Genomic DNA, 15,867 nt, shown 5'->3' with positions numbered 1-15,867 from the left:
TAAAGCGATCTCATGCCTGATTTCGAGAACAAGATTTGCACCCGCAGCGAACTGGCGCGGCGCGTTGCCGCGCTGCCGAAACCGGTGGTGCTGACCAACGGCGTGTTCGACATCCTGCACCGCGGCCATGTGACTTACCTGGCGCAGGCGCGCGCGCTGGGCGCCTCGCTGGTGGTGGCGGCCAACACCGACGCGTCGGTGAAGCGGCTCGGCAAGGGCGATGACCGGCCGTTGAATACCTGCGCCGACCGGATGGCGGTGCTGGCCGCGCTGGAGTCGGTGGCGCTGGTGGTCGACTTCGATGAAGACACCGCGCTGGAAGTGGTGCAGGAAGCGCGCCCGGAGATTTATGCCAAGGGCGGCGACTACGACATGACCGCGATCCCGGAAGGCCAGGCCGTGCTTGCCTACGGCGGCCAGGCGATCGCGATCGACTTCAAGCACGACCGCTCGACCACCAAGCTGCTGACGAAGGTCCGGGCCGGCTGACGAGGCGGCGTCGGCGTCATCCGCGAGCGCACCACAATTGCGCCCGCATCATTGAAGTTCATGCATCCCCCGACCATACTGAGTTGATCATCGACGAATCAACGTGGCGGGAGAAGATCATGAACGAACAAGCCAACATCGAGCTCATCCAGCAGGTCTACGACGCCTTCACCAAGGGCGACAGCGGGCGCTTGCTGTCCTACATGGCGCAGGACATCGCGTGGGAAGAGCCGGACGTGCCGGGCCTGCCTTTCGCCGGCAAGCGCCAGGGGCGCGCCAGCGTCGCCGAATTTTTCCAGATGGTCGCTGCGGCCCAGCAGCTGCGCGACTTCCGGCCGGCCGAATTCATCGCGCAGGACGGTCGCGTGGTGGTCCTGGGGCATTACGACTGGACCGTCAGGGCAAACGGCTTCGACTGGGGCAGCGACTGGGTGCACCTGTTTACGGTTCAGGACGGTAAAGTCACCGCGTTCCGCGAAATGACGGACACCCACCGCGCGGTGGAGGCGTTTCAGCTGGGGCAAGCGGGAACCAGCCGCAACGTGCCCGTGACCGACGCGACGACGCCGCCATCGATCCACTGAACTTCAGGCGCCTCCGGCGTAGCCGTTCTGGCGCCATGCCTCGAACACCACCACGGCCACCGTGTTCGAGAGGTTCAGGCTGCGGTTGTCGGGCATCATCGGCAGGCGGATGCGCTGGGCCGGCGGGAACGACTCGCGCCGTTCGGGCGCCAAGCCGCGCGTCTCGCTGCCGAATACGAACACGTCGCCCGGCTTGAAGCTGGCGCTGGCAAACGGCGACGAGCCGTGCGTGGTCAGCGCGAACATGCGTGAGGCATCAGGCCGCTCCGCCTCAAGATAAGCCTCCCAGCTTGCGTGGACCTTCATGCTGGCGTACTCGTGGTAATCGAGCCCTGCGCGCTTCATCTTGGTGTCGTCCAGCGGAAAGCCGAGCGGCTCGATCAGGTGCAGCCGGGCACCCGTATTCGCGCACAGGCGGATGACATTGCCGGTGTTCGGCGGAATTTCGGGCTCGACCAAAACAACATGAAACAAGGTGCTTCTCCTTAAAGATCAATGGGGTGGCGTGCGCGCGAACACCAGGTTGGAGACCCGCGCCGCGCCGAAACGCTTGAGCGTGACGGCCAGTTCATCGAGCGTGTGACCGCTGGTCATCACATCGTCGACGATGCCGATGTGCTGGCCGCGCACCATCGCCAGCGCGTCCGGCGCCACGATGAAGGCGTTGCGGATGTTGCGGCGGCGCTGGTCGGGCGCGACACCGGACTGCGCCGGCGTCTCCAGCGCCCGGATCGCCAACCGCGGCCGCAGCGGAATGCCAAGCAGGCTCGACAGCGGCCGGGCAATTTCCAGCGCCTGGTTGAAACCGCGCTCCACCAGCCGTTGCCGGCCCAGCGGCACCGGGCACAGTACATTCGGCAGCAACAGCTGGCGCTGCTCGCGCACCGTGTCGGCAATCATCAGTGCGAACCAGGGCGCCAACGCCAGCCGCCCGCCAAACTTGAGCTGCAACACCAGCTGGTCCAATGGCGCTGTGTAATCGGCCGCCGCCACGCTGGCGTCGAAGGCGCGCCCCTCGCTCAGGCACGCCGCGCAGTCGATGCGGCCGTCGGCACCGGCGCCCAGCGGGTTGGCGCAGCGCCGGCAGCGCGGCCGGCGCGGCGCCACATGCTCGCCGTGGCAGGGCACGCACACGACGCCGCCGCAGCCGGCGCCGCACAGCGCGCAGGAGGAGGGCAGCAAGGCGCGCGCCACTGCCAGCGGCCATCCTTGCATCGTCAGGCGCAATCGGTCGGCCACGCTCTCGCCTCGCAACATGTACACTTCCGCCATTATCTCATTCTCGCGGCACGCATTCGCATTACCGTCATGGCAAATCCCCAGTCCCCTTCCAAAATGAGCGCGCCGATCGACCTGGCGCGCGTGCGCACCTTGTTCGCCGATCCTGCCCGCGTGGCGCCGTCCGATTTCCTGCGCCGCGAGATTGCTTCGCGCATGCATGACCGGCTGGCGCTGGTGAAACTGGCGCCGGCGCAGGTGCTCGACGCGGGCTGCGGCACCGGAGCCGATCTTGCAACATTGCAAAAAGACTATCCCGCCGCGCAGGTGATCGGCGTCGATGCCAGCGCCGCGATGCTGGCCGGGGCCAGGGCGGCGGCGCCGGCCTCCAGCCTGAAATCGATGCTGAACCGCTTGATGCCAGGCAAAACCGGCATCGACCTGGTGTGCGCGGACTTTGGCCAATTGCCGCTCGGGCCGAACTCCGTCGACCTGGTGTGGTCGAACCTGGCGCTGCACTGGCATCCGCAGCCGGACCGGGTGTTCGCCGAGTGGCGCCGGGTGTTGCGGGTGGAGGGGTTGTTGATGTTCTCCAATTTCGGTCCCGATACCTTCCGCGAGCTGCGGGCGGCCTTTGCCGAGGTCGACGGGCATCCGCATGCCTTGCCGTTCGTCGACATGCACGATTTCGGCGACCAGCTGGTGGAAGCCGGTTTCTCGACTCCGGTGATGGATATGGAAATTATTACCGTGACATACGACACGCCTGACGCGCTGTTGGCCGACGTCCGCGCGCTGGGCGGCAATCCGCTCGCCACGCGCGTGCGCGGCCTGCAAGGCCGGGCCGGCTGGCTTAGAATGCGCGCTGCGCTGGAGCGCCAGCGCCGCCCCGACGGCAAGCTGGGCCTGAGTTTCGAGGTCATCTATGGACATGCATTCCGCCCGGCCCCGCGCAAGACCGCGGCCGGCGAAGCGATCATCCGCTTCGAACCGCCGCGGCCGCGCTAGGTCCCGAAACGTGGGGTCGCCCCAGCGAAATGCAAGGGTTCAGGCCACAACGGCGGCGATTATTCCTTGATGTAGACACTACTCATTGAGTATAATCAACGACTAATTTTGTCGACTGTGGCTGTGTGTGCTCAAAAAACGGGCGAATTCAGCGGCATGAAAGTCGAGCGCGATAGCAAGCCAGCGTGCGCGGTGCGTTTTCTCCACCGGGTACGTTGTGATGGTTCCAACCGGATTCGCGGCAATCGGCGCGGTGTGCCGGTATGGGACCTTTTTGTGCGATGGTTTTGGAGCGTCTGCGGTAGCAAGCCAGGATTGCTGGGCGTTTAAAAATATTCTTATCTTTGGGTGGTTGGGGAAAACATGACATATGCAAAGCGACTTCAAGCCTTGATGTTCGGCCTGGCTGTTACGGCAGCCGGACTTCCGGCATTGGCTGTGGCACAGGTGCAGGGGCGTCCAATTGAGAATCAGTTGAACCTGCAGATGCCTGTAACGCGCATCGCTGATGAAATCAACACGCTGCACACCTGGATGATGGTGGTCTGCCTGGTGATCTTCGTTGCCGTGTTCGGCGTGATGTTCTATTCGGTCTTCAAGCACCGCCGTTCGCAGGGACACAAGGCAGCGACCTTCCACGAATCGACCGCGGTCGAAATAGCATGGACCGTGGTGCCGTTCCTGATCGTCATTGGCATGGCGCTGCCAGCGACCAAGACCGTTGTCGCGATGAAGGACACCTCCAACGCCGACCTGACCATCAAGGTCACCGGCATGCAGTGGAAGTGGGGCTACGATTACCTGAAGGGCGAGGGCGAAGGCATTTCCTTCCTGTCGAACCTGTCGACCCCGCGTTCGCAGGTGGGCTCGCCAGGCGTGGCGCCAACTGAAGCGCGCAATGAAAACTACCTGCTGGAAGTCGACAACGAAGTCGTCGTTCCAGTAAACAAGAAAGTCCGCCTGGTGCTGACCGCCAACGACGTGATCCACGCATGGACGATTCCTGCGTTCGGCGTCAAGCAGGATGCGATTCCTGGTTTTGTGCGCGACACCTGGTTCAAGGCTGAGAAAATCGGTACCTACCGCGGCAACTGCGTCGAACTGTGCGGCAAGGAACACGCCTTCATGCCGATCGTCGTGCGCGTCGTGTCCGACGCCGACTACAGCGCATGGGTCGCCGGCAAGCAGAAGGAAATGGCGGCGCTGGCCGACGATCCGACCAAGGTCTGGACCATCGACGAACTGAAAACCAAAGGCGAAACCGTCTACAACACCAATTGCATCGCCTGCCACCAGGCCAACGGCAAGGGTGTGCCGGGCGCCTTCGCGCCGCTGGACGGCTCGGCCCTCGTGCTCGGCCCGAAAGCGCCGCAGATCGACGTGCTGCTGAACGGCCAGAAGAGCGGTAAGTACCCTTCGGAAATGCCAGCATGGAAACAATTGTCGGATTCGGATATTGCTGCGGTGATCACCTACACCCGCAATAGCTGGTCGAACAAGGCAGCGGAAAACATCGTTCAACCAGCCGAAGTTCTGGCTGCACGCAAGTAATTAGGAGCTTCAGATGAGCACAAGCACAATCGATCACGCACACGGCCACGACAGCCACGATCACGCGCACGATCATCCACACGGTCTGAGCCGCTGGTTGTTCGCGACCAACCACAAGGACATCGGTACGCTGTACCTGTGGTTCTCCCTCGTCATGCTGATGTCCGGCGGCGTTCTCGCGCTGGGCATCCGTACCGAGCTGTTCCAGCCTGGCCTGCAGTTCTTCCAGCCTGAGTTCTTCAACCAGCTGACCACGATGCACGGCCTGGTGATGGTGTTCGGCGCGATCATGCCGGCCTTCGTCGGCTTCGCCAACTGGATGATCCCGCTGCAGATCGGCGCATCCGACATGGCGTTCGCGCGCATGAACAACTTCTCGTTCTGGCTGCTGCCGCCTGCGGCAATCCTGCTGGCCGCGTCGTTCTTCGTTCCTGGCGGCGCCACCGCTGCCGGCTGGACCCTGTACGCACCGCTGTCGACCCAGATGGGTATCGGCATGGACATGGGTATTTTCGCGATGCACCTGATGGGCGCCTCGTCGATCATGGGTTCGATCAACATCGTCGTCACCATCCTGAACATGCGCGCTCCTGGCATGACCCTGATGAAGATGCCGATGTTCTGCTGGACCTGGCTGATCACCGCCTACCTGCTGATCGCCGTGATGCCGGTCCTGGCAGGCGCGATCACCATGACCCTGACCGACCGCCACTTCGGCACCTCGTTCTTTAACGCTGCCGGCGGCGGCGACCCGGTCATGTACCAGCACATCTTCTGGTTCTTCGGACACCCGGAGGTGTACATCATGATCCTGCCGGCGTTCGGTATCGTCTCGCAGATCCTGCCAGCATTCGCACGCAAGCCGCTGTTCGGCTACGCATCGATGGTCTACGCGACCGCGTCGATCGCGATCCTGTCGTTCATCGTCTGGGCGCACCACATGTTCACCACCGGCATGCCGGTGACCAGCCAGCTGTTCTTCATGTACGCCACCATGCTGATCGCGGTGCCGACCGGCGTGAAGGTATTTAACTGGGTCGCCACGATGTGGAAGGGCGAAATGACCTTCGAAACCCCGATGCTGTTCTCGGTCGGCTTCATCTTCGTGTTCACCATCGGCGGCTTCACCGGCCTGATCCTGGCTGTGACCCCGATCGACATCCAGCTGCAGGATACCTACTACGTGGTGGCGCACTTCCACTATGTACTGGTGGCAGGTTCGCTGTTCGCGCTGTTCGCCGGCTTCTACTACTGGGTACCGAAGTGGACCGGCCACATGTACAGCGAGTTCCGCGGCAAGTTCCACTTCTGGGCATCGCTGATCACGTTCAACATCACGTTCTTCCCGATGCACTTCCTGGGCCTGGCAGGCATGCCACGCCGCTATGCGGATTACTCGGCGCAGTTCACCGACTTCAACGCCATCGCAACCATCGGCGCATTCGGTTTCGGCCTGTCGCAAGCGTACTTCCTGTTCTTCGTGGTCCTGCCGACCATCCGTGGCGGTGCAAAAGCTGCCGACAAGCCATGGGATGGCGCGGAAGGCCTGGAGTGGACCGTACCGAGCCCGGCGCCTTTCCACACGTTCGAAACGCCGCCGCTGGTCAAGTAATAGCAGCACCGGCGGCGCGGGCCCGACGGGCCCGCGCCGCCACGGAACAATAAGTGGTAACCATGACTGACCCGAAGAAACCGAATAACCTGAAGACCGGCCTGATCATCGGCGGGATCGCCCTGTTCTTTTTCGTGGCCTTGTTCGTCAAGCGCATGTGGTTGATGTGATATGAACCGCGAACAGTCAGGCAGGATCCAGCTCAATAAAAAGATGCTGGGAAAATTGGTTGTGCTGGCGGTGATGATGTTTGGCTTCGGCTACGCATTGGTGCCGATGTACAAGCAGTTGTGCGAGGCGCTCGGCATCAACGTGTTGACGCAGTCCGATGGCATGGTCGAACGTCCTGAGAACACCCAGGTCGACAAGAGCCGCACCATTACGGTTGAGCTCGATGGTAATGCGCAGGGCCCGTGGCGCTTCCGCCCGACCACGCGCAGCATCGATGTCCACCCGGGCGAGCTGGCCACCGTGATGTACGAAGTGGTCAACACCCAGGCGCGCACGATCAAGGCGCAGGCGATTCCGAGCTACGCGCCGCAGTCGGCCACGCCGCACTTCATGAAAGTGGAGTGCTTCTGCTTCAAGGAGCAGACCATGGGACCGAATGAAGCGAGGCAGATGCCGGTCGTGTTCTTTATCGACCCGAAGCTGCCGCGCGAAGTAAAAACGATTACGCTGTCGTACACGTTCTTTGAAATCGCCGGCATGAACGCGGCGAAGTGACAGGGCGGGCGCGATGGATGAACTGAACCAGGCCAGGCGCCGCAAGGCGTCGTTCGGCGCCACCATGAAGGCCGTGTTCTGGTCCTTTTTTGGCGTGCGCAAGGGCAAGGATTACGCAAGCGATTCAGCCAACCTGAACCCGGTGCATGTGATCATCGCCGGCCTGATCGGGGCGGCGATTTTTATCGGCGTGCTGGTGATGGTGGTCCGGTTCGCGGTAGCACAATAGATTTTAAAAAACAGCAGCAAGACATTCACCGAATACAGTTTGATTTAGGAGATGAAGATGAGTTCAACCAAAGGCGCCGCAGCACCGTACTATTTCGTGCCTGGCCCGTCGCGCTGGCCGCTGTTTGCCGGCATGTCCCTGCTTGCCACGATGATCGGTGCATCGGGCTGGGTTAATGGCGCCGGTTTCGGTCCGATCCTGACCATCGGCGGTATCCTGTCGACCCTGCTGGTGCTGTATTTCTGGTTCGGCGACGCCATCAAGGAATCGGAATCTGGCCTGTACAGCAAGCGTATCGACCTGTCGTTCCGCTGGTCGATGAGCTGGTTCATCTTCTCGGAAGTGATGTTCTTCGCGGCCTTCTTCGGCGCGCTGTTCTACGCCCGCTCGATCTCGATGCCTTGGCTGGCCGATCTCGACCACAAGGTGATCTGGCCCGACTACGCTGGCCAGTGGGGCACCGGCGGTCCTGCCGGCGTCATCGACAGCTTCCAGACCATGGGTCCGTTCCCGATCCCGACCATCAACACCGCGCTGCTGCTGCTGTCGGGCGTGACGCTGACCATTTCGCACCACGCCCTGCTGGCGGGCAAGCGTTCGAAGACCATCACCTGGCTGGCCGCTACCGTGCTGCTGGGCGCCATCTTCATGGGCTTCCAGGTGTATGAATACATGCACGCTTACAGCGACCTGAACCTGAAGCTGACCTCGGGTATCTACGGTTCGACCTTCTACATGCTGACCGGCTTCCACGGCTTCCACGTCACCGTCGGCGCGATCATGCTGGCCGTGGTCCTGTTCCGCTTGATGAAGGGCCACTTCACGCCGGAGCATCACTTCGGTTTCGAAGGCGCCGCCTGGTACTGGCACTTCGTCGACGTCGTCTGGCTTGGCCTGTACGTCGTCGTCTACTGGCTGTAATTTGCCGGAGGGGTTACCCTCCGCTCAAAAAAGCCGCACGTGGGATAATCCTGCGTGCGGCTTTTTTGCCGAATCGCCGATCGTTTAGCCACCCAATCAAAACGCCATGAAAATCCTCGTCGCCCTCGCTTTCATCATGATTATTGCCAGCCTCGCGTCGGCGCTGTTCTTCCTGATGCGCGACAAAGGCAAGAGCCCGCGCACGATGCGCGCGCTGGCCATGCGGGTCGGGCTGTCGGTCACCTTGTTCCTGCTGATCCTGCTGGCCAACCAGCTCGGCTGGATCGCGCCTACCGGCATCCGCTGAAGCCGATGCGCGCTTTCCGCTTCCGCCCGATTCCGTTCGTCGCCACCATGCTGCTGGTGGCGCTGGGGGTGTCGCTGGGCCAGTGGCAGGACCGCCGCGCCGCCGGCAAGATCGCCGTGCAGCAGCAGGTCGACCAGGCCGCCAGGGCGCCGGCGCTGATCGTTGGCGGCACGCCGCTTGAGGCCGCCGAGGTCCAGCACCGCAGGGTCAGCGCCACCGGCGAATTTGTCGCCGCCTGGCCGATCCTGCTCGACAACCGTCCGCAAGAGGGCAAGGGGCCTGGCTTCTACCTCTTGATGCCGATGCGCCTGGCCGGCACCGATACCCACGTGCTGGTGGCGCGCGGCTGGCTGGCGCGGCCGCCCGGCGCCGCGGGCCTGAAGCCTGCGATCGACACGCCGTCCGGGCCGGTCACGGTGACCGGCGTGGCGCGTTCCACGATGGGCAAGGTGATGCAGCTCGGTAGCGCGCCGCCGGTGGTGCCCGGCGCGATTTTGCAGAACATCGAGGTGGCGCAGTTTGCCCAGGCCAGCGGCCTGACGCTGCAGCCATTCTTCATCGAACAGTCCGACCCGGCGCAGCCGGGCGAAGCGCTGGTGCGCGACTGGCCGGCCCCCTCCCTGGGCGTTGAGAAACACCGGGGCTATGCTTTCCAATGGTATGCGCTGGCCGTGATGGCGCTGCTGTTTTTTGTGACTACAGGATTTAGACGTGGACCAACATAACACCCCCGCCAAGCGCAAAGGCCGCTGGAAGCTGTTCGCCGTGCTGCTCGTCTGCGCGTCGCCGCTGCTGCTGTCATACCTGACCTATTACGTGATCAAGCCGGCCGGCCGCACCAATTACGGCGACCTGATCGACCCGCGCAACCACCCGATTCCGCAGCTGGGCGCGACGACGCTGGACGGCAAGCCGTCCGGCCTGGAGCAGTTCAAGGGTAAATGGATCATGCTCAACGTCGATAACGGCGACTGCCAGCAGGCCTGCCGCGACCAGCTGGTGCAGATGCGCCAGCTGCGCCTGATGCAGGGCAAGGAGCGCGAGCGCGTCGAACGCGTCTGGCTGATCACCGACAGCACCCCGCTCGACACCATGCTGATGCGTGTAGTCGAAGGCACCCACTTCCTGCGCGCGCCGGCGGACGCGGTCGCCAAATGGCTGCCGGTGGAGCAGGGCGGCAACGCGGCCGACCATATCTACCTGATCGACCCGCTTGGCAACCTGATGATGCGCTTCCCGAAAAACGCCGACCCGGCCAAGGTCAAGAAGGACATTGGCAAGGTGCTCAAAGCGTCCGCGATCGGCTGACGCATGGAGACCTCGGCACTGGTACTGCTGGCCGCGAAGGGCCTGCTGGCGGCGAGCCTGCCGCTGGCGATGGTGTGGATGTCGTCCGACGCCAACAAATACCGCAAGCTGGTCTGGGTGATCGTGTTCTTCACGTTCGACCTGATCGTGTTCGGCGCCTTCACGCGCCTGACCGATTCGGGCCTCGGCTGCCCGGACTGGCCGGGCTGCTATGGCGCCGCCAACCCGTTCATCGCGCACGAACAGATCGCCGCCGCCGAAGCCTTGATGCCAACCGGGCCGGTCACCGTGGTCAAGGCCTGGATCGAAATGACCCACCGCTACCTGGCGATGGGGATTGGCGCGTTGATCATGGCGCTGATGGCGACCAGCTGGATCCAGTGGCGCAAAACGCGCCGCAGCGAATTCTCGCCGGCGATTCCGACCGCGCTGTTCTTCTTCGTGTGCGTGCAGGGCGCGTTCGGCGCCTGGACCGTCACCCTCAAGCTGCAGCCGGTGATCGTCACGATCCACCTGCTGCTCGGCATGGGCCTTCTGGCGCTGCTGGTGTGGATGGGCGGGCGCCAGGACCATGCGCAGCACCCCGTGGCGCCCGCCGCCGGCAGCGCGCCCGCATTGGCGGCGCTGCGCCCGCTGGCGCTCGCCTCGATCGTGCTGCTGTTCGTGCAGATCGCGCTGGGCGGCTGGGTCAGCACCAATTACGCCACGCTGGCCTGCACCGACTTCCCGCTGTGCGGCGGCAAGGTGGTGCCCGAGATGGACTTCGAGCATGGCTTCACGCTGTGGCGCGAACTGGGCAAAACCGCAGCCGGCAGCTACCTGCCGTTTTCGGCGCTGACGGCGATCCATTGGGTGCACCGCAATTTCGCCTTCGTGGTGTTTGCGCTGGTCGGCTTCACGGCCTGGCGTGCCTGGCCGCACGCCAGCCTGCGCAAGACCGCCCACTGGCTGGCCATCGCGCTGGCGGCGCAGTTCATCACCGGTGTGGCCACCGTGTTCCTCGACTTCCCGCTGGCGATCGCGGTGCTGCATAATGCCGGCGCCGCCATCCTGGTGCTGTTGCTGACCATGTTAAACTACCAGTTAAAGTACCAGCTCGTCCCGGCGCACCGCGCTCCCGCAAGCGCGCTCTCGCCGCAAGCCTCATACCTGAAATAATGACCCAGACCGCCATCCCCAAACCGACCAGCCGTGTCGCCCAATACCTGGCGCTGACCAAGCCGCGCGTCACCCAGCTGGCGGTGTTCTGCGCCGTGATCGGCATGTTCCTCGCCACCGACGAACTGCCGCCGTGGCGGACGGTGCTGGCCGCCACGGCCGGCATCTGGCTGCTGGCCGGCGCCGCCTTTGCGGTAAATTGCATCCTCGAAGCCAAGATCGACGCGCGCATGGCGCGCACGGCGCGCCGCGCCACCGCGATGGGCGAACTGACCAACACCCAGACCATCGCCTTCTCGGCGCTGATCGGCGGAGCCGGCATGTGGATTTTGTATGCGCTGGTGAACCCGCTGACCATGTGGCTGACGTTTGTCACCTTCGTCGGCTACGCCATCATCTACACGATGATCCTCAAGCCGGCCACGCCGCAAAACATCGTCATCGGCGGCTTGTCGGGCGCGATGCCGCCTGCGCTGGGCTGGGCGGCGATCGCCAACGACGTGCCGATGCAGGCATGGCTGCTGGTCTTGATCATTTTCGTCTGGACCCCGCCGCATTTCTGGGCGCTGGCGATGTACCGCCGCGACGACTACGCGCGTTCCGGCCTGCCGATGCTGCCGGTCACCCACGGCATGAACTTCACCGGCTTCCACGTGTGGCTGTATTCGATCATGCTGGCCGCGACCACGCTGCTGCCGTACATCGTGCGCATGAGCGGCCTGATCTACCTCGTCTCCGCGATTATCCTCAACGCGGTCTTCCTCTGGCACGGCTGGCGCGTGTACCGCCACTACAGCGACCAGGTCGGCCGCAAGGCCTTCGCCTGGTCGATCATGTACCTGTCGCTGCTGTTTGCCGCGCTGTTGCTGGACCACTACATCAAGCTCTGACATGAAAAAACTGCTCTCGATTTTTGCGCTGGCGCTGCTGCTGGCCGGTTGCGACAAGCTGCCCAGCCAGCCGCAATCGTTCAAGAACACCGACCTGACTGGCCTCGACTACGCCAAGGATTTCGCGCTGACCGACCACACCGGCAAACCGCGCACCCTGGCCGACTTCAAGGGCAAGGTGGTGGTGGTGTTCTTCGGCTTTACCCACTGCCCCGACGTCTGCCCGACAACGCTGTTGGAAATGGCCGGCATGATGAAGGAACTCGGCCCGCAGGCCGACGACGTGCAGGTCCTGATGGTGACGCTCGACCCGGAGCGCGATTCCCAGGAACTGCTGGCGCAGTACGTGCCCGCCTTCGACAAGCGCTTCATCGCCTTGCGCGGCACGCCCGAGCAGACCGCGGCGGTGGCCAAGGAATTCAAGGTGTTCTACGCCAAGGTGCCGGGCAAGGAGCCGGGCAGCTACAGCATGGACCACACTGCGGCCAGCTACGTGTTCGACCGCACCGGCAAGGTGCGCCTGTTCGTCCGCTACGGCCAGGGCGTCGAGCCGCTGGTGCACGACATCAGGCAACTGCTGTAATCCCACAATAACAAGGACCACATGGACCGACGCGACGGATCGACGAACTACGCCAAGCTGGCCGCCATCTCACTGCTGACGATCGGCTGCCTTTACGTACTTCGCCCCTTCCTCGCCGCGATCCTGTTCGCCGGCGCCGTCGTCATCTCGTCGTGGCCTTTATATCTGCGCCTGCTCTCGGGCATGCGCGGGCGCCGCAACCTGGCGGCGCTGACGATCACGCTGTCGCTGACGTTCGTGGTGATCATGCCGCTGGCGCTGGTGGCGTACAACCTGGCCGACGACGTCGGCCATTTGTATGAGCAGCTGCGCATCGCTGTCGAAACCGGCAACACCGACCCACCGCTGTGGCTGCGCCGCATTCCGCTGGTGGGCGAATCGGTCTACGCCTACGCCATGGAGCTGATGCATAGCCGCGAGCAGATGCTGGCGCTGGCCGCCGACATGCTCGAGCCGGCCCGCAAGTACGTGCTTGGCGGCGGCATCGTGCTCGGCACCGGCGTGGCCCAGATGAGCCTTGCAGCGTTTGTCAGCTTCTTCCTGTACCGCGACGGCCTGGCGCTGGTGTCGTCGGTGGCGGTCGGCATGGAGAAGGTCATCGGCGAAGGCGCGGCCAAGGTCACGGACATCGTCAGCCAGACCGTGCGCGGGGTGATGTACGGCTTGCTCGGCACCGCGCTGGCCCAGGCGCTGGTGGCGGCGATCGGTTTCGCGATCGCCGGCGTACCGGGCGTGCCGCTGCTCGGCGTTGCCACTTTCATCATGTCGCTGGTGCCGATCGGCCCGCCGATCATCTGGGGCGGCGCCGCACTGTGGCTGTTCGACCAGGGCAGCACCGGCTGGGGCATCTTCATGATCGTCTGGGGACTGGTCCTGATCAGCGGCGTCGACAACGTCCTCAAGCCGTTCCTGATCAGCCGCGGCAGCGACCTGCCGTTCCTGCTGGTGCTGCTCGGCGTGCTGGGCGGGGTGCTGGCCTTCGGCTTCGTCGGCCTGTTCATCGGCCCGACCCTGCTCGCCGTCGGCTACTCATTGATGCGTGATTGGACCGGCGTCAAGCCCGCGGTGCCCCCAGCCAAAGACTGAAGGTCTATACTCGTCAGGTCGCAACGCACATGGAGCATCCATGAACGGCGCTATCCTGATCGACCCCGCACTCGCTGGCGCCAGGCCTGTTCTGCGCCAGCTCAATCCCGCCGCCACCGAATTTTGCGACGGCTACCGCATGCTGGTCGAGCTGGTGCCGGAGGCGATCTGGATCAACTGCGGTGGCCAGGTGGTGTACGCCAACCCCGCCGCGCGGCGCCTGTTCGGCGCCGCCGACCCCGGGCCCCTGATCGGCAGCGACGCGCTGGCCCGGGTTCCGCCCGAGTCGCGCCACCAGCTGGCGCAGTACTTCCTGACCGACGCCGATTGCCGGCAGCAGCCGCCGCGCTGTCCCCTGCAGCTGCGCCGCATCGACGGCGCCCTGGTCGATGTCGAATATTTCGGCTGCGCGGTGCGCTTCAACAACCGCGAATCGGTATTGAACGTCGCCCATGACGTCACCGCGCGGCGCGAACACGAACAGGCCATCGAACACCAGGCCACCCACGACCTGCTGACCGGGCTGCCCAACCGCGCGCTGTTCCTCGACCGGCTGGCACTGGCGATCCGGCGCGCCGAACGGCACCGCGGCCGGGTCGCGGTAATGTTCGTCGACCTCGACAAATTCAAGCATGTCAACGACACCCTCGGCCACGCCGCCGGAGACCAGCTGCTGCGCACCGTCGGCGCCCGGCTGGCGCAGTGCGTGCGCGACGCCGACACCGTGGCGCGGCTGGGCGGCGACGAGTTCGTGCTGCTGCTTGACCACCCGCTGGGCGAGCATACGCCGGCGCTGGTGGCGGAGCGGGTCGCGCGCTGCCTTGGCGAGCCGGTGTCGCTGGGCGGCCACGAGCATGTGGTCACCGGCTCGATCGGCATCAGCATCCATCCCGACGACGGCGCCGAGGCCGAGGAGCTGCTGCGCCAGGCCGACATCGCGATGTACCGCGCCAAGGAAGGAGGGCGCAACGGCTTCCAGTTCTTCACCCACGACATGCAGTGCCGCCTCGACGCCCGCATGATGCTCGAGCAGGGCCTGCACCGCGCGCTGCAGCGCGACGAATTCGTGCTGCACTACCAGCCGCAGGTCGACCTGCGCAGCGGGCGCATCGTCGGCGTCGAGGCGCTGCTGCGCTGGCAGTCGCCCGAACTCGGGCTGGTCCAGCCTTTCCAGTTCATCCCGGTGGCCGAAGAGAGCAACCTGATCTCGCAGATCGGGCAGTGGGTGCTCGACAAGGCCTGCACCACGCTGCGCTCGTGGCTCGACGCGGGCGTGCCGGTGGTGCCAATCGCGGTCAACGTCGCCGCTTCGCAGTTTTCCGACCTGGCGATGGACCAGGTGGTGCGCGCCACGCTGGCGCGCCATGGCGTCGCGCCGCACCTGCTCGAACTGGAGCTGACCGAAAGCCTGTCGATGGAAGACCCGGAGGCATCGGTGGCCCTGATGCACCGGCTGAAGGCGACCGGCATCTCGATGTCGATCGACGACTTCGGCACCGGCTACTCGAACCTGGCCTACCTCAAGCGCTTCCCGGTCGACAAGCTCAAGATCGACCAGTCGTTCACGCGCGGGCTCACCTGCGAGCCGGAAGACCGCGCGATCGTCACCGCGGTGATCAGGATGGCGCATAGCCTCGGCCTGCGGGCGATTGCCGAGGGCGTGGAAACCGAGGGCCAGCTGCGCGTGCTGGCCGAACAGGGCTGCGACGAGGTGCAGGGCTTCTACTTCAGCCGCGCGCTGTCCGGCGCGGCGATGGTGGCGATGCTGGGGCAGCAGGCGGCGATCGGGCCCGCCCTGCCGATGCCGGGCCTTGGCCTGCGCACGGTGCTGCTGGCCGACCCGGACCCGCGGCTGCGCGACGATTTCCGCGCCATCGCAGCCAGCGCCGGCTACCACGTACTGCTCGCCCAGGGCTTCGAAGAGGCCTATGAACTGCTGGCCGGCAACGAGGTCGGCGTGGTCGTCGCCGGCCAGGAGCGCGCCGGCGACGCGGCCATCGATTTCTTCCGGCGCCTCAGGCACATCCATCCGCGCGTCGTCCGGGTGTTGCTAACCGGCGACACCAGCGCGACAAATCTGGCCGACGCGATCAACAGCGGTTCAGTGTACAAATTTGCCACAAAACCATGGTCGCCTTCAGCACTCACTGGGACGCTTGCCAGCGCCTACGCATACTACGAGCGCTTTTAGTTCAAA

18 protein-coding genes are annotated in these 15,867 nt (G+C 64.4%); 16 read left to right on the top strand and 2 right to left on the bottom strand.

Going from position 1 to position 15,867, the window contains the following annotated elements; genetic code table 11:
* Positions 1 to 12 precede the first annotated feature (12 nt).
* Together I4X03_RS16585 and I4X03_RS16580 are read left to right on the top strand one after the other, a co-directional pair.
* Positions 13 to 489, top strand: coding sequence for an adenylyltransferase/cytidyltransferase family protein (locus tag I4X03_RS16585; RefSeq protein WP_223469351.1), 477 nt, complete (start codon positions 13 to 15; stop codon positions 487 to 489).
* A gap of 119 nt (positions 490 to 608) precedes the next feature.
* Complete coding sequence (locus I4X03_RS16580) at positions 609 to 1,073, top strand: nuclear transport factor 2 family protein (RefSeq protein ID WP_223469350.1); 465 nt, start codon at positions 609 to 611, stop codon at positions 1,071 to 1,073.
* A 3-nt stretch (positions 1,074 to 1,076) separates the two neighbouring features.
* On the opposite strand, the gene trmL is transcribed toward I4X03_RS16580, so the two are convergent.
* Together trmL and I4X03_RS16570 are read right to left on the bottom strand one after the other, a co-directional pair.
* Positions 1,077 to 1,547, bottom strand: a complete 471-nt coding sequence (trmL, locus tag I4X03_RS16575; RefSeq protein WP_223469349.1) for a tRNA (uridine(34)/cytosine(34)/5-carboxymethylaminomethyluridine(34)-2'-O)-methyltransferase TrmL — start codon at positions 1,545 to 1,547, stop codon at positions 1,077 to 1,079.
* Positions 1,548 to 1,565: 18 nt separating this feature from the next.
* Positions 1,566 to 2,330 (bottom strand): ComF family protein, encoded by a 765-nt coding sequence (locus I4X03_RS16570; RefSeq protein ID WP_223469348.1) that lies wholly within the window; start codon positions 2,328 to 2,330, stop codon positions 1,566 to 1,568.
* Positions 2,331 to 2,381: 51 nt separating this feature from the next.
* Here I4X03_RS16570 and I4X03_RS16565 point away from each other — a divergent pair, with 51 nt between their 5' ends.
* From I4X03_RS16565 to I4X03_RS16500, 14 genes are all read left to right on the top strand, one after another.
* The gene (locus I4X03_RS16565) at positions 2,382 to 3,299 is read left to right on the top strand and encodes a methyltransferase domain-containing protein (RefSeq protein ID WP_223469347.1); all 918 of its coding nucleotides are present in this window, start codon (positions 2,382 to 2,384) and stop codon (positions 3,297 to 3,299) included.
* A 363-nt stretch (positions 3,300 to 3,662) separates the two neighbouring features.
* Positions 3,663 to 4,850 (top strand): cytochrome c oxidase subunit II, encoded by a 1,188-nt coding sequence (coxB, locus tag I4X03_RS16560; RefSeq protein WP_223469346.1) that lies wholly within the window; start codon positions 3,663 to 3,665, stop codon positions 4,848 to 4,850.
* Positions 4,851 to 4,863: 13 nt separating this feature from the next.
* A complete protein-coding gene (gene ctaD / locus I4X03_RS16555) occupies positions 4,864 to 6,462 on the top strand; it encodes a cytochrome c oxidase subunit I (RefSeq protein ID WP_223469345.1) in 1,599 nt (532 codons plus the stop codon).
* A gap of 171 nt (positions 6,463 to 6,633) precedes the next feature.
* Positions 6,634 to 7,188, top strand: a complete 555-nt coding sequence (locus I4X03_RS16550; protein WP_223469344.1) for a cytochrome c oxidase assembly protein — start codon at positions 6,634 to 6,636, stop codon at positions 7,186 to 7,188.
* 13 nt (positions 7,189 to 7,201) lie between these two features.
* On the top strand, positions 7,202 to 7,417 hold the full coding sequence (locus tag I4X03_RS16545; protein WP_223469343.1) for a DUF2970 domain-containing protein: 216 nt from the start codon (positions 7,202 to 7,204) through the stop codon (positions 7,415 to 7,417).
* A gap of 51 nt (positions 7,418 to 7,468) precedes the next feature.
* Positions 7,469 to 8,338: a cytochrome c oxidase subunit 3 gene (locus tag I4X03_RS16540; RefSeq protein ID WP_223469342.1), complete on the top strand. Its 870-nt coding sequence runs from the start codon at positions 7,469 to 7,471 to the stop codon at positions 8,336 to 8,338.
* 106 nt (positions 8,339 to 8,444) lie between these two features.
* Entirely contained in the window at positions 8,445 to 8,645 is a 201-nt protein-coding gene (locus tag I4X03_RS16535) for a twin transmembrane helix small protein (RefSeq protein WP_223469341.1), read from the top strand.
* Positions 8,646 to 8,650: 5 nt separating this feature from the next.
* On the top strand, positions 8,651 to 9,370 hold the full coding sequence (locus I4X03_RS16530; protein ID WP_223469340.1) for an SURF1 family protein: 720 nt from the start codon (positions 8,651 to 8,653) through the stop codon (positions 9,368 to 9,370).
* On the top strand, positions 9,357 to 9,953 hold the full coding sequence (locus tag I4X03_RS16525) for an SCO family protein (RefSeq protein WP_223469339.1): 597 nt from the start codon (positions 9,357 to 9,359) through the stop codon (positions 9,951 to 9,953). Before I4X03_RS16530 ends, I4X03_RS16525 begins: the two co-directional genes overlap by 14 nt.
* A 3-nt stretch (positions 9,954 to 9,956) precedes the next feature.
* Entirely contained in the window at positions 9,957 to 11,111 is a 1,155-nt protein-coding gene (locus I4X03_RS16520; RefSeq protein ID WP_223469338.1) for a COX15/CtaA family protein, read from the top strand.
* Positions 11,111 to 12,001 carry a heme o synthase gene (cyoE, locus tag I4X03_RS16515; RefSeq protein WP_223469337.1) on the top strand — a complete coding sequence of 297 codons (891 nt, stop codon included), beginning with the start codon at positions 11,111 to 11,113 and terminating at the stop codon, positions 11,999 to 12,001. The genes I4X03_RS16520 and cyoE overlap by 1 nt, the downstream gene beginning before the upstream one ends.
* 1 nt (position 12,002) lies before the next feature.
* Positions 12,003 to 12,584, top strand: coding sequence for an SCO family protein (locus I4X03_RS16510; RefSeq protein WP_223469336.1), 582 nt, complete (start codon positions 12,003 to 12,005; stop codon positions 12,582 to 12,584).
* A gap of 21 nt (positions 12,585 to 12,605) precedes the next feature.
* Positions 12,606 to 13,670, top strand: a complete 1,065-nt coding sequence (locus I4X03_RS16505) for an AI-2E family transporter (protein ID WP_223469335.1) — start codon at positions 12,606 to 12,608, stop codon at positions 13,668 to 13,670.
* A gap of 40 nt (positions 13,671 to 13,710) precedes the next feature.
* Entirely contained in the window at positions 13,711 to 15,861 is a 2,151-nt protein-coding gene (locus tag I4X03_RS16500) for an EAL domain-containing protein (protein ID WP_223469334.1), read from the top strand.
* Positions 15,862 to 15,867 lie beyond the last annotated feature (6 nt).

Origin of the sequence: Massilia soli, assembly GCF_016809835.1 — a bacterium.
Classification (GTDB): Bacteria; Pseudomonadota; Gammaproteobacteria; order Burkholderiales; family Burkholderiaceae_D; genus Telluria_A; species Telluria_A soli.
Note: the sequence above shows the minus strand (reverse complement) of the source record. Positions and strands in the feature narration are given on the sequence as shown.

Excerpts from the sequence above, each read along its gene's own strand:
- I4X03_RS16505 (WP_223469335.1), top strand. The coding sequence starts at position 12,606 with ATGGACCGACGCGACGGATCGACGAACTACGCCAAGCTGGCCGCCATC.
- I4X03_RS16530 (WP_223469340.1), top strand. The coding sequence starts at position 8,651 with ATGCGCGCTTTCCGCTTCCGCCCGATTCCGTTCGTCGCCACCATGCTG.
- I4X03_RS16585 (WP_223469351.1), top strand. The coding sequence starts at position 13 with ATGCCTGATTTCGAGAACAAGATTTGCACCCGCAGCGAACTGGCGCGG.
- I4X03_RS16500 (WP_223469334.1), top strand. The coding sequence starts at position 13,711 with ATGAACGGCGCTATCCTGATCGACCCCGCACTCGCTGGCGCCAGGCCT.
- ctaD (WP_223469345.1), top strand. The coding sequence starts at position 4,864 with ATGAGCACAAGCACAATCGATCACGCACACGGCCACGACAGCCACGAT.
- I4X03_RS16545 (WP_223469343.1), top strand. The coding sequence starts at position 7,202 with ATGGATGAACTGAACCAGGCCAGGCGCCGCAAGGCGTCGTTCGGCGCC.
- I4X03_RS16550 (WP_223469344.1), top strand. The coding sequence starts at position 6,634 with ATGAACCGCGAACAGTCAGGCAGGATCCAGCTCAATAAAAAGATGCTG.
- I4X03_RS16580 (WP_223469350.1), top strand. The coding sequence starts at position 609 with ATGAACGAACAAGCCAACATCGAGCTCATCCAGCAGGTCTACGACGCC.
- I4X03_RS16565 (WP_223469347.1), top strand. The coding sequence starts at position 2,382 with ATGGCAAATCCCCAGTCCCCTTCCAAAATGAGCGCGCCGATCGACCTG.
- coxB (WP_223469346.1), top strand. The coding sequence starts at position 3,663 with ATGACATATGCAAAGCGACTTCAAGCCTTGATGTTCGGCCTGGCTGTT.
- I4X03_RS16520 (WP_223469338.1), top strand. The coding sequence starts at position 9,957 with ATGGAGACCTCGGCACTGGTACTGCTGGCCGCGAAGGGCCTGCTGGCG.
- I4X03_RS16540 (WP_223469342.1), top strand. The coding sequence starts at position 7,469 with ATGAAGATGAGTTCAACCAAAGGCGCCGCAGCACCGTACTATTTCGTG.
- cyoE (WP_223469337.1), top strand. The coding sequence starts at position 11,111 with ATGACCCAGACCGCCATCCCCAAACCGACCAGCCGTGTCGCCCAATAC.
- I4X03_RS16535 (WP_223469341.1), top strand. The coding sequence starts at position 8,445 with ATGAAAATCCTCGTCGCCCTCGCTTTCATCATGATTATTGCCAGCCTC.
- I4X03_RS16510 (WP_223469336.1), top strand. The coding sequence starts at position 12,003 with ATGAAAAAACTGCTCTCGATTTTTGCGCTGGCGCTGCTGCTGGCCGGT.
- I4X03_RS16570 (WP_223469348.1), bottom strand. The coding sequence starts at position 2,330 with ATGTTGCGAGGCGAGAGCGTGGCCGACCGATTGCGCCTGACGATGCAA.